The sequence below is a fragment of the Variovorax sp. W1I1 genome, from assembly GCF_030815625.1.
Taxonomy (GTDB): Bacteria; Pseudomonadota; Gammaproteobacteria; order Burkholderiales; family Burkholderiaceae_C; genus Variovorax; species Variovorax paradoxus_C.
Window position 1 is genome coordinate 736,444 of the sequence record NZ_JAUSWZ010000001.1, and the last position, 21,123, is coordinate 757,566.

A 21,123-nucleotide genomic window follows, 5' to 3' on the forward strand; every position below is an offset into this window, starting at 1 on the left:
GGAGCCACCATGTCCCAGCCCGACCTCGCCGATTCCGAAGACACCCTGCCATCGCTTTCACGACACGCCGTGCATGTGTTCGGCGAACGCGGCATGGGGCCCGAAGGCGCATTGCGCGATGACACGCTGGCGGCCGAGGTGCCGGTCGCGCTGGTCTTCAACGGCGTCTCGCACGCGGTGATGATGGCCACGCCGCTCGACCTCGAAGACTTCGCGCTCGGCTTCGCGCTGAGCGAAGGCATCCTCGACAGCGCCGCCGACTGCCGCGGCATCGAGGTTCAGACCATCGATGCGATTTCGGCCGGCCTTCCCGAAGGCATGCCCGGCATCGAGGTGCAGCTCGATATTTCCACCCGCAGCTTCGAGCGCCTGAAGGGCCGCCGCCGCAGCCTCGCGGGCCGCACGGGCTGCGGCGTGTGCGGCGTCGAGAGTTTCGCGGGGCTCGACATCACACCGCAGCCCGTTCCGCCGCGCGGCTGGATCGAACGCATCGACCTCGCCACCGTGCTGCGCGCCTTCGCCGCGCTGCCCGCGCGCCAGGTGCTGAACGCCGAAGCCGGCGCCATCCACGCCGCGGGTTGGGCCACGGTGGATGGCGAACTCACCGACGTGATGGAAGACGTGGGCCGCCACAACGCGCTCGACAAGCTACTCGGCCGGCTCGCGCGGGCGGGGCGTCTCGAAGAGCGGGGTTTCGTGCTGATGTCCAGCCGCGGCAGCCATGAACTGGTGCGCAAGTGCGGGCGCCTGGGTATCGCGGCGATGGCGACCATCTCGGCGCCCACCGCCATGGGCGTGCGCATGGCCGAGCTCAGCGGCCTGCGCTTCTGGGGCCTGTGCCGCGCGCCGCGCGGCGTGCTCTATGCGGACGGGCTGCCGCCGCCTTCGAACGCGCGCACCGCATCGGCCACCGCCTCGATGCCCTGATCGCTCAGGTCTGTCGTCGCCACGCTGCGGCGGCGCTCCCAGGCCTTGAAGTGCAGCTCCTGCGACTTCTGGTAATGCGGGTCGTAGTGCAGCGCCATCAGTTCCGCGAAAAGCTTCGGCAGGTTCGCCTCGTGCGCCCATTGCTGCCACCGCGCCACCGTTTCCTTGCCCTGCAATTCCTTGAGCACGCCCAGCTTGTCGGCCAGCGCATCGCGGTCGTCGCCGAGATAGGCGTAGTCGCGCAGCAGGTAATCGAGCCGCGCCTCGGGTGTTGCGGCCACTTCGATGCAGGGCGCCGCACGCATCTGCGCCACGAGCGACAACGGCAGCGAGAGCCGGCCGATGCGGATGCTCTCGCCCTCGACGTACAGCGGGCGCTTCAGGTCGATGGCTTCGAGCACCGTGGCGATGCGCGTCTCGAAGTGCTTTTGCGAAGGCTGCGGCACGCCGGGCAGCGAACCGAGCAGCGAGCCTTTGTGGCTCGCGAAATCTTCGAGGTCGAGCACCTGCTCGCCGCGCTCGGCCAGCGCATGCAACACGCGTGTCTTGGCGCTGCCCGTGGCACCGCAGATCACGCGCAGGTCGAGCTGCGGCGTCAGGGAATCGATCTGCGTGATGACATGACGGCGAAAGCTCTTGTAGCCGCCCGCGAGTTGCTGCGCGTCCCAGCCGACGAGCCGGAGCCACGTCACCATCGAGCCGCTGCGCATGCCGCCGCGCCAGCAATAGACCAGCGGCTTCCATTTCTCGGGCCGGTCGGCCAGCGTGTCGCGCAGGTGCTTCGCGATGTTGGCCGCAACCATCGCGCCGCCGATGCGCCGCGCCTCGAAGGCGCCGGTCTGCACGTAGACGGTGCCCACGATGTGGCGCTCCTCGTCGTCGAGCACCGGACAATTGATGGCACCGGGAATGTGGTCGAGCGCGAACTCGGCCGGCGAGCGGGCGTCGATGATCGTGTCGAAGGCGTGGCGGTCGCCGACCCGCACGGGCTGGCGGTGACTCATGGCAGGAACCTCATGCCCCCGATTGTCGCCGGATGCCTCAGGCGTAGGCCGGCCCTAAGCCTCTGCGCAAGCGAGCGCTCGCAAAGTCCACCAGCGTCACCAGCACGAACATTGCGATCAGCACCGTCATCGCCTGCTGCTGCTGAAAGATCGACAGGTGGAAGTACAGCAGCTGCCCCAGTCCGCCGCCGCCCACGAAGCCGAGCACCGCGGCCATGCGGATGTTCATCTCCCAGCGGTAGAGCGTGTAGGCCACCCACTGCGGCAGCACGATCGGCAGGCTCGCGTAGCTGAAGGCGGCGACCGGCCCGGCGCCCGAGAGCGTGAGCGCATGTTCGGGTTCGCGCGGGGCGTTTTCCAGCGCCTCGGCGAACAGGCGGCCCAGCACGCCGGTGGTGTGCAGCGACAAGGCCAGCGCGCCTGCGAACGGGCCGATGCCGGCGGCCAGCACCATCAGCGCGGCCCAGACCAGCTCGGGCACGCTGCGCAGGAAGTTGAGGACGAAGCGCGCCACATGCCGCGGCAGCCAGCCGGCGCGGCCCGAGGCCGGCAGCGCGAGCACGGCGCCCGCGATGGCGGCCAGCACCGTCCCGAGGGCAGACACCGCCAGCGTCTGCAACGCGCCGTTGCCGACCTTCGCGAGGAAATCCGGTGACACATCGGGCGGGAAGAACTCGGCGATGAACTTGCCCATGAGCCGCAGCGATTCGCCCGAGCCCAGCGCGCGGTAGTCGATGCCGAGGTAGACGAAGCTGGCGATCACTGCCACCGCGATCAGCCCCACGGCGAACCAGCAGCGAAGGCACGGCGGCGGACGCGGCGGGAGCCTGTTCATGCGAGCAGCCTCCGCAGCGCATTGCTCAGCATGTCGGCCAGCAGCACGAGCACGAGGAACACGAGCAGGATGCTGCTCGCCTCGCCACCGTTGAGCATCTTCATCGACTGGTCCATCAACTGGCCGAGGCCGCCCGCGCCGACGAAGCCCATCACCACCGAGGCGCGCACCGCACATTCCCAGCGGTAGACGGTGTACGAGGCCAGTTCCTGCGCTGTGTGGGGCAACAGGCCATAGCAGAGCGCCGCTAGCCGGCCGCCGCCGCCTTCGAGCAGCGCGCGTGCGGGTCGCGTGTCGGTCGATTCGAGGATCTCTGCGTAGACCTTGCCCAGCATGCCGCCGTAAGTGATCGCCAGCGCCAGCACACCGGCCGCGGGGCCGAGTCCGAGCGCGCGCACGAAGAGCAGCGCCCAGACGATTTCGGGAATGGCGCGCAGCACCATCAGCAGCCAGCGCGCCGCCTGCCGCACGATGCCGGCCTGCACGCGGCCCGGTCCCGGTCCGATGCGCGAGATGGAAAGGGCGCGCGTCGTGACGAACGCGAGCGGCGCGCCGATGAGCAACGCGAGCGCGGTGCCGGCCGTGGCCATGGCCAGCGTTTCCAGCGTGGCCTTGGCGAGCAATGCCAGGAAGGCGGGCGAGCCATCGGGCGGAAAGAAGCCCGCAAGAAATCCGCCGATCACCGCGAGGTTGCCGCTGCCGAACAGCGCCCACGGCTTGAACTCCGAGAGCGCCAGCATCGGCCAGGCGATGACGAGCGCGGCGAGCCAGCCGGCCAGCCGCCGCATCGCCTGGGGATCGCGATGGGCGACGGCGGTATTCACGGGCAGTCCGGCCGCTGGAAGGCCATCTCGGCAGCGACGGGCTGCGGCGCCCGTTGCACCGCCACGCCGCCTTCGCTCGCATAGAGCGCATCGAGCATCGCGGGCGTGACCTCGGCGGTCGGCAGGTCGAACATCACCTGCCCGTTGCGCATGCCGACGACGCGCGGAAACCAGCGCAGCGCGAGGTCCACCGCATGCAGCGAGGCGACCAGCGTGGCGCCCGTCGCTTCGCTCTGCGCGACGAGCTGGCCGATGGCAGCGTCGGCCAGCGTCGGGTCGAGCGCGGAGACCGGTTCGTCGGCCAGCAGCAGGCCGGGCCGCTGGTACAGCACGCGCGCGATGCCGACGCGCTGAAGCTGCCCGCCCGAGAGGCGGTCGCAGCGGTCGAAGAGGCGGTCTTCGAGCGAGAGGCGCGACAGCACTTCGTGCGCGCCCGCGATATCGGAAGGATGGAAGAGCGACCCCAGCGCGCGCAGCACAGACCACTCGCCGAGCCGGCCTGCCAGCACCGCGGTGACCACGCGCAGCCGCGGCGCGATCGGCGGCGCCTGATGCACGGTGCCGATGCGCGCGCGCAGCTTTTTCAGCGCGCCGGCCGGCAACTGCCAAGGCTTCGCGCCGAGCGCCTGCACCGCGCCTTCACCGGGTAGCAAGGCAGCGCCGAGCACGCGCAGCAGCGTCGTCTTGCCCGCGCCCGAGGGCCCGATGACGGCGATGCGCTCGCCATCGCGCGCGGCCAGCGTCACTCCGGCCAGCGCGCGCTGGCCGTTGGGGTGCACCACGCCCACGGCGTCGAGGGAAAAACCCATCCGCGCGTTCTCGCTTACTTGATGAGGCCGGCCGACTTACCCGCCGTCTCGATGCCGTCGTAGTTCGACGACTTCGTCGCAATGAACTTGCTCGCGCGCTGCAGCGCCATGATTTCCTTGTGCGCCGGGTTGGCCGGGTCGAGCTTCAGGAACGCGTCCGTTAGCTTCTTCTGCAGCGCCGGCTCCATGCCCGGGCGCACCGTCCAGTTGTAGTCGTAGTAGGTCGGCGTGGTCGCGAGCACGCGCACCTTGGCGGCGTTCGGGTTCTTCGACTCGACCAGCTTGTCCCACACCGAGGCGTTGAGCACGCCCGCCTCGGCACGCGAGGCGGCCACGAAGGCCACGGTCGCGTCGTGCGCGCCCGAGAACGCGACCGTCTTGAAGTCCTTCTCGGGGTTGATGCCGGCCTGCAGCAAAAAGTAGCGCGGCATCAGGCTGCCCGAGGTGGAGGAGGGCGCGCCGAACGCGAAGGTCTTGCCCTTCAGGTCGGCCAAGGTCTTGGCGGTGCTGTCCACCGGCACGATGAACTTGCTGGTGAACACCTCGTCTTCCGCGCGCTGAACGATCGGCACCGCGCCGCCGTTGGTGCGGATGCGCGCCTGCACGAAGGTGAAGCCGCCGAGCCAGGCCATGTCGATCTTGTTGGTGGCCAGGCCTTCGACCACGGCGGCGTAGTCGGTCACGGGCGTGAACTGCACGTCCATGCCGGTTTCCTTCTTGAGATAGTCGCCCAGCGGGGTGAACTTGCGCTGCAACTCGGTGGGCGCCTCGTCGGGAATGGCCGAGACGCGCAGCACGCCCTGGGCGAGGGCGCCGAAGCTGGCGACCGAGACGGTGAGCGCAAGCGCGATGCGGGAGAGCTTGTTCATGGGGATGGCCTGTGGTGAGAACGATAAAAAAGGGTGTATCGGCAGCGATGGGCGCAACGCAGGTGGGGCTTCGATAATCGCGGCTTGTCTCATCCGACCGAACCGCTTCCATGACCGATGCCGCATCCTCCAAGCTCCTGAATCCGCTGGCGCCGCTGCGGCTCACCAGCTTCTCGCACGGTGGCGGCTGCGGCTGCAAGATCGCGCCCGGCGTGCTGTCGCAGATCTTGAAGAACCACGCGGGGGGAATGATCCCGCCCGAGCTCATGGTGGGCATCGAGACCGCCGACGACGCGGCAGTCTACAGGCTCAACGACCAGCAGGCGCTCATCGCCACCACCGACTTCTTCATGCCCATCGTGGACGACCCCTACGAGTTCGGGCGCATCGCGGCCACCAACGCCATCAGCGACGTGTACGCGATGGGCGGCCGGCCGATCATGGCGCTGGCGCTCGTGGCCATGCCGATCAACCAGTTGCCCGTGGAAGTGATCGCCGAGATCGTGCGCGGCGGGCAGGACGTGTGCCGCGCGGCCGGTATTCCGATCGCGGGCGGGCACACCATCGATTCGGTTGAGCCGATCTACGGCCTCGTCGCGATGGGGCTGGTGCATCCCGACCGCGTGCGCCGCAATGCCGATGCGAAGGCCGGCGACGTACTGGTGCTGGGCAAGCCGCTGGGGGTGGGCGTGCTGTCGGCGGCGCTCAAGAAGGAGCAGCTGTCGGAGGCCGGCTACCGCCAGCTGATCGAGAACACCACGAAGCTCAACACGCCCGGCATCGCGCTGGCCGCGCTCGACGGCGTGCATGCGCTGACCGATGTGACGGGGTTCGGCCTCGCCGGTCACACGCTCGAACTGGCGCGCGGCGCGAAGCTCTCCGCTGTCGTCGAATGGTCGAAGGTGCCGTTGCTCGACAACGTGGCCGAGATGGCTGCCGAAGGCTTCGTGACGGGCGCATCGGGCCGCAACTGGGCGGGCTACGGTGCCGACGTGGAATTGGCCGCAGGCCTGCCGCCCACCGCGCAGAACCTGCTCAGCGATCCGCAGACTTCCGGGGGCTTGCTCGTGAGCTGCGCGCCCGGGGCCGTCGAAGCGGTGCTGGAGATCTTCCGCAAGGAAGGCTTTGCGCAGGCGGCCGTCATCGGCCGCGTCGAGGCCGGAAACCCCGGCTTGCGCGTCCTGCCCTGACCCTGCTTTTCGCGCCGGCTCGCCCGAAAGGGTGCAATAACCCTTGAACCCGCCTGCGGCAGTAGCCGTCGGCTATCGTTCGCGCCATGACCGATTCCCTCCGCCTTGGCTGGCGCACCCTCTGGCGCGACCTGCGCGCCGGCGAGCTGCGCCTCTTGATCGTCGCCGTGCTGCTGGCCGTGGCCGCACTCACGGCGGTCGGCTTCTTCGCCGACCGGTTGCAGGGTGGATTGAAGCGTGATGCGAGACAACTGCTGGGCGGCGATGCAGTGATCGTGAGCGACAACCCGACGCCCGATGCCTTCGTGGCGCAGGCGAAGTCGCTGGGCCTGGAAGGCACCGCCACCTATGGCTTTCCCACCATGGCGCGGGCCGACGACGTGCAGGGCGGTGCGAGCAAGCTGGTGGCGCTGAAGGCGGTGACGGCGGGGTATCCATTGCGGGGCAATCTGCAGACCTCGACCACCTTTGCCGGCCCCGGTGAGATCACCCGCGACATCCCGCCGGCCGGCGAGGTGTGGGTCGATGCTTCGCTGCTCGATTCCCTCGGCCTGAAGATCGGCGACCCGCTGCTCCTGGGCGACACCAGCCTGCGCGTGGGCCGCATCATCACGCTGGAGCCCGACCGCGGCGCCGGCTTCATGAGCTTTTCGCCGCGCGTGATGCTCAACCAGGCCGACGTGGCGCGCACCGGGCTCGTGCAGCCGGCCAGCCGCGTGGGCTACCGCTATGCGGTGGCGGGCAGCGATCCGGCGGTCAAGCGTTTCACCGAATGGGCCGAGGCCACCATCAAGAAGGGCGAGCTGCGCGGCGTGCGGCTCGACTCCTTCGAAGGTGGCCGGCCCGAGATGCGCCAGACGCTCGAGCGCGCCGAGAAATTCCTGAGCCTCGTCGCGCTGCTCGCGGCGCTGCTCTCGGCCGTGGCCGTGGCGCTGGCTGCACGCGGCTTCGCGGCCAGCCACCTGGACGACTGCGCGATGCTGCGCGTGCTCGGCCAGAGCCAGCGCACCATCGCGATGGCCTATGCCTTCGAGTTCGCGGTGATCGGCCTCGTGGCGAGCGGGCTCGGCGTGGCCATCGGCTTTGCGGTGCACTACGTGTTCGTGCTGCTGCTGGCCGGGCTGGTCGAGACCGCGCTGCCCGCCGCCACGCTGTGGCCGGTGGCCTTCGGCCTCGGCATGGGGCTCACCCTCTTGTTCGCCTTCGGCCTGCCGCCCGTGCTGCAGCTCGCGCGCGTACCGCCGCTGCGCGTGATCCGGCGCGACGTGGGCGGGCTCAAGCCCGCATCGCTCGCGGTGCTCGGCATCGGCGTGGCGGGCTTCGCTGCGCTGCTGATGGCCGCGAGCAGCGACATCAAGCTCGGCCTGATTGCGGTCGGCGGCTTCGCGGGTGCGGTGGCCGTTTTCGCGTTGCTCAGCTGGCTCGCGGTGAAGGTGCTGCGCCGCAGCGTCAACGAGACCACCGCGCCGCGCTGGCTGGTGCTCGCCACGCGGCAGATATCGGCGCGGCCCGCCTATGCCGTGGTGCAGGTCAGCGCGCTCGCGGTGGGTCTGCTGGCGCTGGTGCTGCTCGTGCTGCTGCGCACCGACCTCGTCGCGAGCTGGCGCAAGGCCACGCCGCCCGATGCACCGAACCGCTTCGTCATCAACGTGATGCCGGACCAGAGCGATGCCTTCCAGAAGTCGCTGCGCGATGCGGGCGTGGGCAAGTTCGACTGGTATCCGATGATCCGCGGCCGCCTCGTCGCGATCAACGACAAGCCGGTGACCCCCGACGACTACGTCGAAGACCGCGCCAAGCGCCTGGTGGACCGCGAGTTCAACCTCAGCAACGCCATGGAGGCGCCCGCGCACAACAGCATCACTGCGGGGGCATGGAAGCCCGGGGCGGCAGGCGAGGTGAGCGTGGAAGAGGGCCTGGCCGACACGCTGGGCCTGAAGCTGGGCGACACGCTGCGCTTCGACATCGGCGGCATGCAGAACGACGCGCGCATCACGTCGCTGCGCAAGGTCGACTGGGGCTCGATGCACGCCAACTTCTTCGTGATGTACACGGTGGCGTCGCTCGCCGACGTGCCGGTCACCTACATGGGCGCCTTCCGTGCGCCCGAGACGCGCGGCTTCGACAACGCGCTCGTGCGCAGCTACCCCAACGTGACCAACGTGGACATGAGCGCGACGATCAACCAGGTGCAGCGCGTGCTCGACCAAGTGATCCGCGCGGTCGAATTCCTGTTCGGCTTCACGCTCGCGGCGGGGCTCGTGGTGCTGTTCGCCGCGGTCACGGCCACGCGCGAGGAGCGGGCGCGCGAGTTCGCGGTGATGCGTGCCGTCGGCGCACGCGCGAGCCTCTTGCGCCAGGTGCAGCGCGCGGAGTTGATCGGCGTGGGGCTGCTCGCCGGCTTTCTCGCGAGCATCGTGGCCTCGGTGATCGGCTGGGGGCTCGCGCGCTACGTGTTCGAGTTCACCTGGACCGCATCGCCGATCGTGCCCGTTGCGGGTGCGCTGGCCGGTGCGGTGCTCGCGCTGGCGGCGGGGTGGTGGGGCCTGCGCGATGTGCTGCGCCGCCCGGTGGTCGACACGCTGCGTCGCGCGGCCGAATAGGAACCAACGACGCCGTACAGTTTTTTCTTTCGCGATCGGCAGGACGGGGCCGGGGATGCAATACATTCCCCGGCCCCGTATCCATTTCAAGAAGAGAAATTCCTGCATGCGCTTGGCGTCATTCCAGATCACCAACTTTCGCTCGATCAACGACAGCGGCTCCATCGACTCCACGCAGATCACCGCGGTCCTCGGCCGAAACGACAGCGGCAAATCGAACCTGCTGCGCGCGCTCCACAGCCTGAACCCGGCCGAAGGCCTCGCCGAACTCAGTCCGATCAAGGACTTTCCGCGACACCGCCGCCTCGAAGAATGCAAGGGCGACACGCCCGTCGTCACGACGCGCTGGGCGCTCGACGACAACGAGCGCGCCGAGCTGAAGGCGATCCTTCCGCGCGCATCCGAGGTGCGCCACGTCACAGCCGGCCGGGGCTATGCCGCGACGCGCTGGACCGGCCTCGAAGGCCTCGGCGAACTCTCGCTCGATGTGTCGGATATCAAGGGCAAGGTCCGCAAGATCGTGCCCGCCGTCAAGGCCGCGGCCGAGAAGGTCGCCGAAGCCGCCCGCGCCACGCTGGAGCAGGAGGCCGACGCCTTCGACGCCGCGATGATCCCGAGCCCCGACTACATCCGTTGGTCCGAAGGCGCGGTGAAGGCGCTGCAGGCCTTGCGCAAGGCGATGGCTGCGGCCGATGCTGAACTCAGCGACAAGCAGGAGCAAATGCTGGTCGAACTCGAGGACATGGCGCATGCGATCGCCAACGACACGCCCGCGCTCGCGAAGGCGAAGCAATGGGTGCTCGAAAAGCTGCCGCGTTTTGTCTACGTGGATGAATACCCCGCGCTGCCCGGCCGCCAGAACATTGCCGACTACCTCGTGCGCAAGGGTTGGGGCCAGGCGACGCCCGAGCAGCGCAGCTTCGAGAAGCTCTGCAAGGTCGCGGGGCTCGATCCGCAGCAACTGCAGGACTTGCTGGAGAAGAACGACCAGGCCACGCGCAACCAGCTCGTGAACCGCGCCGGCTCGGTCGTCACGTCGGAAATCCGCCGCGTGTGGAAAGACCGCGAACTCAAGGTCCGCTTCAACCTCGACGGGCCGTACATGGACACGCTCGTGTCCGACCCGAACGGCGCCTACGAGGTCGAAGTGAATCTCGACGAACGCAGCCGTGGCTTCCAGTGGTTCTTCTCGTTCTACATCACGTTCTTTGCGGATACGCGCGGCGCGGGCGATGCGATCCTGCTGCTGGACGAGCCCGGTCTGCACCTGCACGCGCATTCGCAGGCCGACCTGCTCGTGCACTTCGAACACGACTTCGGCAACCAGATCGTCTACACGACGCACTCGCCGTTCATGGTGCCCACGCACCGGCTGGACGCGGTGCGCACGGCCAGCATGAGCGAGGGCGCGGGGACGACGGTGAGCAACAAGGCCGAAGGGGATGCGCGGACGCTCTATCCGTTGCAGGCGGCGATTGCGCTGAGCCGGATGGGGAGTGAGCCTGTGAAGGCGCAGCCGAAGGAGAGCGTGCCGCGCGTCGAAGCGCCACCTCGCGAGGTCAGCGAGTTGGCGGCAGCGCTTCCTTGAACATGTGCTCCCCCGCAAAGTCCACAAACGCCCTGACCTTCGGCGACAACTGCCGGCTCGATGACCACAGCGCCGAGAACTGCCCCTGGCGCACGAGGTGCGTCTCCAGCACGCGCTGCAGTTCGCCGCGGCAGAGCGAATCGCGCGCGAGGAAGTCGGGCATGTAGGCCACGCCGAGGCCGGCGACGGCCGCGCCGAGCATGGCTTCCATGTTGTTGCAGAGAAGCCCGGGCGGCAATTGCGTGGGCAGGCCGGGCAGGTCCCAATCCTCGATCTTTCCGCCGGTCACGAACTTGTAGCGGAGGCAACTGTGCCGCGCGAGGTCGGCTGGCACCTGCGGCACGCCGTGCTCGGCCAGGTAGGCAGGCGAGGCGACGAGCACGAAATTGAACGGGCCGAGTCGGCGCGCCACGAGCTGCGAGTCGCCGAGCTCGCCGCTGCGGATCGCCACGTCCACGCCTTCGGCGATCACATCGACCAGGCGGTCGTTGAAGTCGAGGTCGAGTTCGATCTCGGGAAAGCGTGCCTTGAAGGCCGGCAGGATCGGCAGCAGGAAGCGATAGCCGATGGTCGGCAGGCTGACGCGAAGGCGACCGCGCGGGGCCGCGACCGCGTCCTGCATCATGGCCCGGGCATCGTCGAGCTCGTCGAGGATGCGGCGGCAGCGCTCATGGAACATCGCGCCTTCCTCGGTCAGCCGCACGTGCCGCGTGGTGCGGTTGAAGAGCCGCAGGCCCAGTTGCTGTTCGAGCCGCGCGACGTTCTTGCCCACGGCCGAGGCCGAAATGCCGAGCAACCGCCCGGCCTTGGCAAAGCTCAGCAGGTCGGCCGCCCGCACGAAGGATTCGAGTCCGCTGAAGCTGTCCATGGATTAACAACCCTGGGTTGGGAGTGTGAGGATCAATGGCGCCATTTTCATTCCATTGATTCCTTTCTATCTTCTGTGCTCCTTCCTCCCTTCGGCGTGAAAGCCCTCGATGTCCTCGCCTTCCTCGCTTTCCGACAACAAGAACTGGCTGCTGGCCGCTGTCTGCCTCGCGGCGCTTGGCATGCCGCTGAGCTTCACCGGCCCGGCGGTGGTGCTGCCCGCGATCCGCGACGCGCTGGGCGGCAGCCCGGTGCAACTCAACTGGGTGACCAACGCTTTCATGCTGAGCTTCGGCGCGACGCTGATGGCGGCCGGTGCGCTGGCCGATGCCTACGGCCGCAAGCGCGTCTTCCTCATGGGGCTTGCGGTGGTGGCACTCAGCAGTTCGCTGCTGACGCTCGCGCCCGGCATCGTCGCCTTCGATCTCGCGCGCGCCCTGCAGGGGCTGGGCTCGGCGGCCGCGTTCGCGTCGGGCACGGCGGCGCTGGCGCAGGTGTTCGACGGCGCGGCGCGCACGCGGGCGTTCAGCTTCATCGGCACTTCGTTCGGCGTGGGGCTGTCGTGCGGGTCGATCCTCTCGGGCTGGCTCGCCGAGAGCTTCGGCTGGCAGTCGGTGATGCTGAGTCCGGGCGCGATCAGCCTCGTGGCGCTGTGCATCGCCTCGCTGAGCATGCGCGAGTCGCGCAACCCGCATGCGATGGGGCTCGACGTGCCGGGCACGCTCACCTTCACCGCCGCGCTGACGCTGCTCACGCTCGGCGTGCTGCAGGCGCCCGACAGCGGCTGGGGCAGCCCGTGGGTGATCGGTGCGCTGGCCGGCGCGGCGCTGATGGGTACGGCCTTCATCGCCATCGAGCGGCGCGTGGCGCACCCGATGCTCGACCTGTCGCTGTTCCGCTTTCCGCGCTTCGTGGGCGTGCAGTTGCTGGCCGCGGCGCCGGCCTATGGTTTTGTCGTGCTGCTGGTGCTGCTGCCGATCCGCTTCATCGGGTTGGAAGGGCGCAGCGCGATGGAGGCGGGCGTATTCATGTTCGCGCTCTCGGGGCCGATCCTCGTGGTGCCGACGCTCGCGGCGTCGCTTGCGCACCGGTTCTCGGCGGGCGTGATCTCGGCCGTGGGGCTGCTGGTGTGCGCGGTGGGGTTGCTTTGGCTCAGCTACTGCGCGCCGGGCACGCCGCTGCAGGCGATCGTGTGGCCGCTGCTGCTGATCGGCGCGGGCATCGGCCTGCCGTGGGGTTTGATGGACGGGCTCGCGGTGAGCGTGGTGCCGCGCGAGCGGGCGGGCATGGCGTCGGGCATCTTCAACACGGTGCGGGTGGCGGGAGAGGGGATTGCGCTCGCGCTGGTCGGGGCGGGGCTGACGGCACTGGTTTCGCTGCAACTGGGCCGCTTGCCGGCGCCTCCTGGAGCGACATCGCAGGCGGCGCAGCGGGTGACGACAGGCGACCTGTCGCAGGCGCTCGCGCTGCTGCCGGGCGTGGACCGCGCGGCGTTGCTGCATGCGTATGGCGCGGCGTTCGGCACGTTGCTGTGCGTGCTGGCGGGGGTGACGGTGTTGACGGCGCTGGTGGTGTTCGTGTTCCTGCGCGGCGAGACGCACGCCGAAGCGGGCGCGGTGGCGTTGGAGTCGACGGCCTGCTGAAGGCAAGGCGTCACAAAGAACCCGCAGCTCTTCCTGTCCAATAGCGGCATGGAACACCTACCGAACGATGTGACCGAGCGCCTCACCGAACTCGAGATCAAGTCGAGCTACGCCGACGACCTGCTGGAGCAGTTGAACATGACGATCTACCGGCAACAGCAGCAGATCGACAGCCTGATCCAGCAGGTGGCGCACCTGCGGCAACTGAGCCAGAACGCGGGCCAGGACGGGGCGGCCCGCAATCTTCGCGACGAGCTACCGCCGCACTACTGATTGCTGAAGAGAAAAGCTCAGCCGTGCGAGTGCCAGAGCACGGCGAAGAAGTGGCAGGTGCTGCCGGCAAGCACGAACAGATGCCACACCGAATGCGCGAAGCGGATCTTGTTGTCGAACAGGAAGACCACCGCGCCCGCCGTGTAGAACAAGCCACCGGCCACGAGCCAACCCAGCCCCGCCGGTGACATGCGCTCATACAGCGGCACCGCCGCCATCAGCGCCATCCAGCCCATTGCCACATAGAGCCCGGTCGACCACAGCGGATGCTGCAGCCGGTTGAACAGCTTGGCGCCCACGCCCAACGCAGCCGCCGCGCAGATCGCGCCGAACAGCGTCCAGCCCCACGGTCCGCGCAGCACGCCGAACAAAAAGGGCATGTAGCTGCCCGCAATGAAGAGATAGATGGCCGCGTGGTCCAGCCGGTTGAACCAGGCCTTGGCCCGGCCGATCGGCAGCGCGTGGTACAGCGTGGAGATGAGGTACAGCACGATGGCCGTGCCCGCGAAGAGCGAGACGCCGACCACGCTCGCGGCCTGGCCCTTCTGGGCGGCGCTGTAGATCAGGATCGGCAGCGAAGCAATCGCCAGCACGAGGCCAAGGCCGTGGCTCAGCGCATTGAAGAGTTCTTCCATCCCGGTCTGGTCGCGGGCGGCGACGGGCGCCGGCTTCTTCGGATCGGCGGGAAGGGGCTGCAACTGCAGGGATGGGCTATTCGTCATCAGGAACAGAACTCCGAGAAACGGTTTTGGTTCCGCAATTGGCGCGAAACCGGCAAATCATGTTACTTGACCTGCTGTTTGCCCAATTTGCGCGCCAATGTGCGCCGATGCATGCCGAGCCGCCGCGCGGTTTCGGAGATGTTGAAGCCGGTCTCGGCCAGCATCTCGTGGATGCGCTCCCATTCGAGGGTCTTGATCGAGGTCGAGCGGTTGGTCAGTTCCACCTCGGTGGTGCCGTTCGCGCGGCCGAAGGCAGCCTCGATGTCGTCGGTGTTCGAGGGCTTGGCCAGGTAATGGCAGGCGCCCAGCTTGATGGCTTCCACCGCGGTGGCGATGCTGGCGAAGCCCGTGAGCACCACGATCAGCGTCTTGGGGTTGTGACGGTGCAGCATCTGCACGCAGGCCAGGCCCGAGGCCTCGCCGTTGAGCTTCAGGTCGACCACTGCGTAGCCGGGCGATTGCTCCGGTGACCGCGTCTCCAGCAGCGCCTCGACTTCCTCGGCATTGCTCGCGTGCATCACCGTGTAGCCACGGCGTTCGAAGGAGCGGCTGAGCGTGCGCGCAAAGGCCTCGTCGTCCTCGACGATCAGCAGCTGGCGCGGGGCTTCAGCGGTTTCTTCCGTCATGGCTTTGCGTTGGCGATGGGCTCGGCCGGCGAGACCGTTTCGTCGTCGGCTTCTTCCTCTTCCAGCACGACGGCCGCGAGCGGCAGCGTGACGGTCACGATGGCGCCGCCCTCGGGCCGGTTGCGTGCCGCGACGCGACCGCCCAAAGTGCGCGCCACGTTGGCGACGAGGAACAGACCGAGCCCGCCGCCCGGGCGGCCCTTGCTCGACTGGTAGGGCTTGCCGAACTCCTTGAGGATCGCCGGCAGGAATCCCGGGCCGGCGTCGGTGACGGTGATCGTGAGGTTGTCCGCATCGTGCGCCGCTTCGAGGCGCAGCCAGTGCGGCGAGGCCTCCAGGGCGTTGTCGAGCACGTTGCAGATCATCTGCTTCAGGGCCGAGTCGGAAACCATGGGCAGGTCTTGCCCGAAGCGGTTGTCGTAGTCGAACTCCTCGACCGGGCGGGTGGTGCGCCATTCCTCCACGAGGTCGTCCAGGAAGGTGCTCACCGTGGTTTCTTCGGACGATTCGCCGCGCGCCTCGCCGGCCGACAGCAGGATGCCGCTCACGATGCTCTTGCAGCGCTGGATCTGCAGTTCCATCTCGGCCACCTCGGTCAGGAGTTCGGGGTCGGAGCTGAAGTGCGGCAGCCGGCGCCAGTCGCCCAGAATCACCGCCAGCGTGGCGAGCGGCGTGCCCAGTTCGTGCGCCGCGCCCGATGCGAGCAGGCCCATGCGCACGATGTGTTCTTCTTCCGAGGCGCGCTGGCGCAGGTCTGCCAGCCGTGCATCGCGCGCGCGCAGGTTGCCGCTGATGCGGGTGATGAAGATCACCAGCAGCGCCGCATTGAGCGCAAAGCACACCAGCATGCCCTGGATGTAGGGGCTCCAGAGGCCCCGGTGGTGGTCCAGCGGCAGCGCGAGCGGGCGCGAGAAGAGCGCAAGCCCCGCGAAGCACAGGCAGGTGATGACCACGATGGTCCAGGTCGACCAGGCCTTCAGCAGCACCGCGCCCAGGATCACCTGCAGCAGGTAGAGAAACACGAAGGGGTTGGTCGCGCCGCCGCTCAGGTAGAGCTGCGCCGTGAGCGTGGCCACGTCGACCAGCAGCGCGAGGAACAGTTCGCCGTTGGTCACCCGGCGGTGGGTGCGCGAGCGCAGCAGGCTCACCATGTTGAAGAGCGCCAGGCAGGTGAGCACCTGCAGCATGTTGTCCAGCGGCAGCCGGATGCCGAAACCGTAGTGCACCACCAGGATGGTGGCGACCTGCCCGACCACCGCGAACCAGCGCAGCTGGATCAGCTGCTGCATGTTCTTGTGGCCGGTGGCGTTGTCCAGGCTCGCCACGCCTGCGCGGGGGGCGGGCAGTTCGCCCGCGACCGCTTCAGTCGCGGTACGCATCGGGGCGAGGGCTGGGGTCGGCATGGGCCGCATTTTCGCTGCTGCCGCCGGGTGCACGCCCGGCGCGCTTGCGGCCGTCGCGCCAGACGAACCAGGCGGCGCCCATCACCATCAGTGCCAGCCCGTACCAGGTGAGGGCGTAGACGAGGTGGCTGTTGGGGAAGGCGATGACCGTCAAGCCACGCACGGGGTAATCGGCCGTTTCTGCAGAGAGCGACGGATCGGCCTCTGCATCGACGAAGTACGGCGCCACGTCATTCAGCCCGCGTGCCGCGCCGATGGCCTGCACATCGCGCGAGAACCAGCGGTCTGTGGCAGGGTCGTTCTTGCGGAGGAACCCGCCCTTGGGCTCGGTGATGCGCAAGAGGCCGGCGACGGTGACTTCGCCCTTCGCCTCGGTGGCCGCGCGGCTCGCACGTTCGCGGGCTTCGGGCGGAACGAACCCTCGATTGACCAGGATTACCGTGCCATCGGCGGCTTGCAACGGCGTCAGCACCCAGAATCCGGCGCCGAGCCGGGTGCTGGCCTGGGTCAGGGTTTCCTTGTCGTGCAGGAAGGTGCCGGTGACGCGCACATGGCGGTATTCGTCGTTGGCCGCGTTCACTTGCGGCCAGTCGGCGCGCGCGGGGGGCTCGGCGGCCGGGGCATGCACGCGCTGGTCGACGCGGGCAATGAGATCGAGCTTCCAGGCCCTGCGCTCGACCTGCCAAGTGCCGAGCGCGAAAAACCCGGCAAAGGCAAGCACCGCACAGACCGCCAGTGCCACCCGGGCGGCCGCGGAGCGCGGGCGGCCTGCCGGTTTGTCGTGGCTGGAAAGGAGGTCTGGCGGCGGTGTCGTCAAGGCATGTTCTTCATGTCGTGGACCGACATCGGCATCATGTTGGTGTTCATGTGGTACATGACCCAGAGCGATCCGGCCAGCGTGATGACCACCAGCACGATCGTGAAGATCAGCGCCAGCATGTTCCAGCCGCTCTCGGACTTGGCGTCCATGTGCAGGAAATAGATCATGTGCACCACGATCTGCACCGCGGCGAAGCCCAGGATGATGAGCGACGTGGTGTTGGTGTTCGCGAACACCTTGCCCATCACGAGCCAGAACGGAATCGCCGTCAGGATCACGGCCAGCACGAAGCCGGTCATGTAGCCCTTGAAGGTGCTGTGGCTCACGGGGCCATCGTCGTGATGGTCGTCGTGGGCGCCATGCGCGTCGTGACCGTGCGCGGCGGTGTCGGTGTGGGCGCTCATGCCATCGATCCCATCAGGTAGACAAAGGTGAAGACGCCGATCCAGACCACGTCCAGAAAGTGCCAGAACATCGACAGGCACATCAGGCGGCGGCGGTTCGCGGCGGTGAAGCCGTGCTTGGGCAACTGGATCATCAGCACGATGAGCCAGATGATGCCGAAGCTCACGTGCAGGCCGTGGGTGCCCACCAGTGCGAAGAACGACGAGAGGAACGCGCTGCGCTGCGGGCCCGCGCCCTCGTGCAGCAGGTGCGCGAATTCATACAGTTCGAGGCCGATGAAGCCCGCGCCCAGGAGGCCCGTGATGGCCAGCCACACGAGCACGCCGCCCATGCGCTTCTTCTGCATCTCGAGCATCGCGAAGCCGTAGGTGATCGACGACAGCAAGAGCAGCGAGGTGTTGATCGCCACCAGCGGCAGGTCGAACAAATCGGCGCCCGAGGGGCCGGCCGCGTAGCTGCGGCCCAGCACGCCGTACACCGCGAACAGGCACGCGAAGATGAGGCAGTCGCTCATCAGGTAGAGCCAGAAGCCCAGCAGCGTGCCGTTCTCGGGGTGGTGGTCGTTGCCGACGTGGAACAGCTCGAACACGGGCGGCTTGCCGGTGTGGTCGCTGTGGGCGTGCACGCCCGCGGGCGTTTGGAGAGCGGTGGTATCAGACATGGGCAGCTCCCAGAAGGCGCGTGCGTTCGCCCTCGGTGCGAACGACGTCTTCCGCGGGGATGTAGTAGTCGCGCTTGTAGTTGAAGGTATGGATGATCACGGCGGCCAGCATGGCGACGAAGCCGATGCCCGCCACGAGCCACATCTGCCAGATCAGCGCGAAGCCGCACACCGCCGCCAGGGCCGCGATGATGAAGCCGGCGCTGGTGTTCTTGGGCATGTGGATCGGGGTGAAGCCCTCGAGCGGACGCTCGTAGCCGCGGCGCTTCATGTCGGTCCAGGCATCGTTGTCATGGATGCGCGGGGTGAACGCGAAGTTGTAGGCCGGCGGCGGCGAGGAGGTCGACCATTCGAGCGTGCGGCCGTTCCACGGGTCGCCCGTGGTGTCGCGGAGCGACTCGCGGCGGATGTAGCTCACCACCAGCTGGATGATGAAGGAGGCGATGCCCAGCGCGATCAGCACGGCGCCGAAGGCGGCGATCTGGAACCAGATCTGCAGCGACATGTCCTGGAAGTGGCTCATGCGGCGGGTGACGCCCATCAGGCCCAGGATGTACAGCGGCATGAAGGCGAACCAGAAGCCGATGATCCAGAACCAGAACGAGCACTTGCCCCAGAACGGATCGAGCTTGTAGCCGAAGGCCTTCGGGAACCAGTAGGTGATGCCCGCCAGCATGCCGAACAGCACGCCGCCGATGATCACGTTGTGGAAGTGGGCAATGAGGAACAGGCTGTTGTGCAGCACGAAGTCGGCCGGGGGAACGGCCAGCAGCACGCCGGTCATGCCGCCGATCACGAAGGTGATCATGAAGCCGATGGTCCACATCATCGGCAGCTCGTAGCGGATGCGGCCGCGGTACATGGTGAAGAGCCAGTTGAAGATCTTCGCGCCCGTCGGGATCGAGATGATCATCGTCGTGATGCCGAAGAACGAATTCACGCTGGCGCCCGAGCCCATGGTGAAGAAGTGGTGCAGCCACACGAGGTACGACAGGATCGTGATCACGACCGTCGCGTACACCATCGAGGCGTAGCCGAAGAGGCGCTTGCCCGAGAAGGTGGAGACCACTTCCGAGAAGATGCCGAAGGCCGGCAGGATCAGGATGTACACCTCGGGGTGGCCCCAGATCCAGATCAGGTTCACGTACATCATGGCGTTGCCGCCGAGGTCGTTCGTGAAGAAGTTGGTGCCGACGTAGCGGTCGAGCGACAGGAGGGCCAGCACGGCGGTCAGCACCGGGAAGGCAGCGACGATCAGCACGTTGGTGCACAGAGCCGTCCAGGTGAAGACGGGCATCTTCATCATGGTCATGCCGGGCGCGCGCATCTTCACGATGGTGGCCAGCAGGTTCACGCCAGAGAGCAAGGTACCTACCCCCGCTATCTGCAACGACCATATGTAGTAGTCGACCCCCACGTCGGGGCTGAAGAGAATGCCCGACAGCGGCGGATACGCGAGCCAGCCCGTCTTGGCGAACTCGCCGACGAACAGCGACGCCATCACGAGACCGGCACCGAAGGTGGTCATCCAGAAGCTGAAGTTGTTCAGGAACGGGAAGGCCACGTCGCGCGCGCCGATCTGCAGCGGCACCACGAAGTTCATGAGGCCCGTGACCAGCGGCATCGCCACGAAGAAGATCATGATCACGCCGTGGGCGGTGAAGATCTGGTCGTAGTGGTGCGGCGGCAGGAAGCCCGCGTTGTCGCCGAAGGCGAAGGCCTGCTGGGCCCGCATCATGATCGCGTCGGCAAAGCCGCGCAGCAGCATCACCAGGCCGAGGATGATGTACATGATGCCGATCTTCTTGTGGTCGATGCTGGTGATCCAGTCGCGCCACAGCACACCCCACACCTTGAAGTAGGTGAGGGCGCCCAGGAGGGCCAGGCCGCCCAGCACCACGGCCGCGAAGGTCGCGAGCAGGATGGGCTCGTGGTAGGGAATCGCCTCCCACGTGAGGCGGCCGAAGACGAGCTTCGTCAGGTCAAGGTTCGCAAGCATCGTCATTCTTCGGTGGTGCACATCGCCGTGACGTATTTACGCTTGGGCGAGTTGAGGGTGTCGGGTTGCCAGCTCTGCATGGTGGCGACGTTGAAGGCTCCGGGCTTGCCCAGGCCGCCGTCGGCGTCGATGGCCATCATCTGGCTCATGCACATCTTGTTGCGGTCGACGCAGCGGTTGAGGATGGCGTTGTACAGGTCGGCGTCGACGCTGGCGTAGTGGCGCACGGGCTCGCGCTCGCTGGGCACTTCGAGCTTCGTGTAGCCCTCGCGGGTGAGCTCGCCTTCCTTGCCGGCCTTGACCTTGGCAACCCACTGGTCGAAGTCGTCCTTGTTCAGGCCGTGGAACTTGAAGCGCATGCCCGAGAAGCCCGCGCCGCTGTAGTTGGCCGAGAAGCCTTCGAATTCGCCCGGCTTGTTGATCACCGCGTGCAGCTTGGTTTCCATGCCCGGCATGGCGTAGATCTGGCCGGCCAGCGCGGGGATGAAGAAGGAGTTCATCACCGAGGAGGCGGTGATCTTGAAGCTGATCGGCACGTCCACCGGCGCAGCCAGCTCATTGACCGTGGCGATGCCCTGCTCGGGGTAGATGAAGAGCCACTTCCAGTCGAGCGCCACCACTTCGACCACCAGCGGCTTGGTCTCGGGCGAGATCTGGCGCTTGGCGTCCAGGCGGGTGAGCGGGCGGTAGGGGTCGAGCGTGTGGGTGCTGATCCAGGTGATCGCGCCCAGCGCGATGATGATCAGCAGCGGTGCCGCCCAGATCGCCAGTTCGAGCTGGGTGGAGTGGTCCCAGTCGGGGCTGTAGGTGGCCTCCTTGTTCGACTGGCGGTAGCGCCAGGCGAAGAAGATGGTCAGCGCGATCACCGGGATGATGATGATCAGCATCAGCACCGTGGACACGACGATGAGTCGGCCCTGCTGGTTGGCGATGTCGCCGGAGGGGTTCATGAGCACCGTGTTGCAGCCCGCCAGCAAGGCGAGGGGAAGCAAGACGAGCCATCGGCGAAGGGAGTGGAGGGTGGGCATGCCGAAGAGAAAGAAAGAGGTGCGTGG

The 21,123-nt window shown here is 67.6% G+C and carries 20 protein-coding genes; 6 read left to right on the forward strand and 14 right to left on the reverse strand.

The window, feature by feature from the left end:
- Positions 1-9 precede the first annotated feature (9 nt).
- Positions 10-927: a formate dehydrogenase accessory sulfurtransferase FdhD gene (fdhD, locus tag QFZ83_RS03650; protein WP_307502746.1), complete on the forward strand. Its 918-nt coding sequence runs from the start codon at positions 10-12 to the stop codon at positions 925-927.
- Here fdhD and mnmH read toward each other — a convergent pair.
- From mnmH to QFZ83_RS03675, 5 genes are read right to left on the reverse strand one after another with little or no spacing between them, the layout of a single operon-like run.
- Complete coding sequence (mnmH, locus tag QFZ83_RS03655; RefSeq protein WP_307502748.1) at positions 861-1,931, reverse strand: tRNA 2-selenouridine(34) synthase MnmH; 1,071 nt, start codon at positions 1,929-1,931, stop codon at positions 861-863. The two genes, fdhD and mnmH, sit on opposite strands and share 67 nt — an antisense overlap.
- Before the next feature lie 37 nt (positions 1,932-1,968).
- Entirely contained in the window at positions 1,969-2,766 is a 798-nt protein-coding gene (gene phnE / locus QFZ83_RS03660) for a phosphonate ABC transporter, permease protein PhnE (RefSeq protein ID WP_307502751.1), read from the reverse strand.
- On the reverse strand, positions 2,763-3,554 hold the full coding sequence (locus QFZ83_RS03665) for a PhnE/PtxC family ABC transporter permease (protein WP_373424081.1): 792 nt from the start codon (positions 3,552-3,554) through the stop codon (positions 2,763-2,765). The genes phnE and QFZ83_RS03665 overlap by 4 nt, the downstream gene beginning before the upstream one ends.
- A 32-nt stretch (positions 3,555-3,586) precedes the next feature.
- Positions 3,587-4,399: a phosphonate ABC transporter ATP-binding protein gene (locus QFZ83_RS03670; protein ID WP_307502756.1), complete on the reverse strand. Its 813-nt coding sequence runs from the start codon at positions 4,397-4,399 to the stop codon at positions 3,587-3,589.
- 14 nt (positions 4,400-4,413) lie between these two features.
- Positions 4,414-5,268: a putative selenate ABC transporter substrate-binding protein gene (locus QFZ83_RS03675; RefSeq protein WP_307502759.1), complete on the reverse strand. Its 855-nt coding sequence runs from the start codon at positions 5,266-5,268 to the stop codon at positions 4,414-4,416.
- A gap of 110 nt (positions 5,269-5,378) precedes the next feature.
- Here QFZ83_RS03675 and selD point away from each other — a divergent pair, with 110 nt between their 5' ends.
- From selD to QFZ83_RS03690, 3 genes are all read left to right on the forward strand, one after another.
- Positions 5,379-6,458: a selenide, water dikinase SelD gene (gene selD / locus QFZ83_RS03680; protein ID WP_307502761.1), complete on the forward strand. Its 1,080-nt coding sequence runs from the start codon at positions 5,379-5,381 to the stop codon at positions 6,456-6,458.
- An 86-nt stretch (positions 6,459-6,544) separates the two neighbouring features.
- On the forward strand, positions 6,545-9,061 hold the full coding sequence (locus tag QFZ83_RS03685) for an ABC transporter permease (RefSeq protein ID WP_307502764.1): 2,517 nt from the start codon (positions 6,545-6,547) through the stop codon (positions 9,059-9,061).
- Positions 9,062-9,167: 106 nt separating this feature from the next.
- Complete coding sequence (locus QFZ83_RS03690; protein WP_307502767.1) at positions 9,168-10,649, forward strand: AAA family ATPase; 1,482 nt, start codon at positions 9,168-9,170, stop codon at positions 10,647-10,649.
- Here QFZ83_RS03690 and QFZ83_RS03695 read toward each other — a convergent pair.
- The gene (locus tag QFZ83_RS03695) at positions 10,621-11,517 is read right to left on the reverse strand and encodes a LysR family transcriptional regulator (RefSeq protein ID WP_307502771.1); all 897 of its coding nucleotides are present in this window, start codon (positions 11,515-11,517) and stop codon (positions 10,621-10,623) included. The genes QFZ83_RS03690 and QFZ83_RS03695 overlap by 29 nt on opposite strands.
- 109 nt (positions 11,518-11,626) lie before the next feature.
- On the opposite strand from QFZ83_RS03695, the gene QFZ83_RS03700 reads away from it, so the two are divergent.
- A complete protein-coding gene (locus QFZ83_RS03700; RefSeq protein ID WP_307502775.1) occupies positions 11,627-13,159 on the forward strand; it encodes an MFS transporter in 1,533 nt (510 codons plus the stop codon).
- Between the two features lie 48 nt (positions 13,160-13,207).
- A complete protein-coding gene (locus QFZ83_RS03705) occupies positions 13,208-13,432 on the forward strand; it encodes a SlyX family protein (protein ID WP_041943021.1) in 225 nt (74 codons plus the stop codon).
- Between the two features lie 17 nt (positions 13,433-13,449).
- Here the strand turns inward: QFZ83_RS03705 and QFZ83_RS03710 are convergent, their stop codons facing one another.
- From QFZ83_RS03710 to cyoA, 8 genes are all read right to left on the reverse strand, one after another.
- The gene (locus QFZ83_RS03710) at positions 13,450-14,154 is read right to left on the reverse strand and encodes a hemolysin III family protein (RefSeq protein WP_307502781.1); all 705 of its coding nucleotides are present in this window, start codon (positions 14,152-14,154) and stop codon (positions 13,450-13,452) included.
- A gap of 62 nt (positions 14,155-14,216) precedes the next feature.
- Positions 14,217-14,780: a response regulator transcription factor gene (locus tag QFZ83_RS03715; RefSeq protein WP_306880863.1), complete on the reverse strand. Its 564-nt coding sequence runs from the start codon at positions 14,778-14,780 to the stop codon at positions 14,217-14,219.
- Positions 14,777-16,159 (reverse strand): ATP-binding protein, encoded by a 1,383-nt coding sequence (locus tag QFZ83_RS03720; protein ID WP_307502784.1) that lies wholly within the window; start codon positions 16,157-16,159, stop codon positions 14,777-14,779. Before QFZ83_RS03720 ends, QFZ83_RS03715 begins: the two co-directional genes overlap by 4 nt.
- Positions 16,143-17,000: an SURF1 family protein gene (locus tag QFZ83_RS03725; protein ID WP_307502786.1), complete on the reverse strand. Its 858-nt coding sequence runs from the start codon at positions 16,998-17,000 to the stop codon at positions 16,143-16,145. Before QFZ83_RS03725 ends, QFZ83_RS03720 begins: the two co-directional genes overlap by 17 nt.
- On the reverse strand, positions 16,997-17,407 hold the full coding sequence (gene cyoD / locus QFZ83_RS03730) for a cytochrome o ubiquinol oxidase subunit IV (RefSeq protein WP_307502789.1): 411 nt from the start codon (positions 17,405-17,407) through the stop codon (positions 16,997-16,999). The genes QFZ83_RS03725 and cyoD overlap by 4 nt, the downstream gene beginning before the upstream one ends.
- On the reverse strand, positions 17,404-18,069 hold the full coding sequence (cyoC, locus tag QFZ83_RS03735; RefSeq protein ID WP_307502792.1) for a cytochrome o ubiquinol oxidase subunit III: 666 nt from the start codon (positions 18,067-18,069) through the stop codon (positions 17,404-17,406). Before cyoC ends, cyoD begins: the two co-directional genes overlap by 4 nt.
- Positions 18,062-20,074 carry a cytochrome o ubiquinol oxidase subunit I gene (gene cyoB, locus QFZ83_RS03740; protein WP_306880859.1) on the reverse strand — a complete coding sequence of 671 codons (2,013 nt, stop codon included), beginning with the start codon at positions 20,072-20,074 and terminating at the stop codon, positions 18,062-18,064. Before cyoB ends, cyoC begins: the two co-directional genes overlap by 8 nt.
- Positions 20,071-21,096, reverse strand: coding sequence for a ubiquinol oxidase subunit II (gene cyoA, locus QFZ83_RS03745; protein WP_013543083.1), 1,026 nt, complete (start codon positions 21,094-21,096; stop codon positions 20,071-20,073). The genes cyoB and cyoA overlap by 4 nt, the downstream gene beginning before the upstream one ends.
- Positions 21,097-21,123 lie beyond the last annotated feature (27 nt).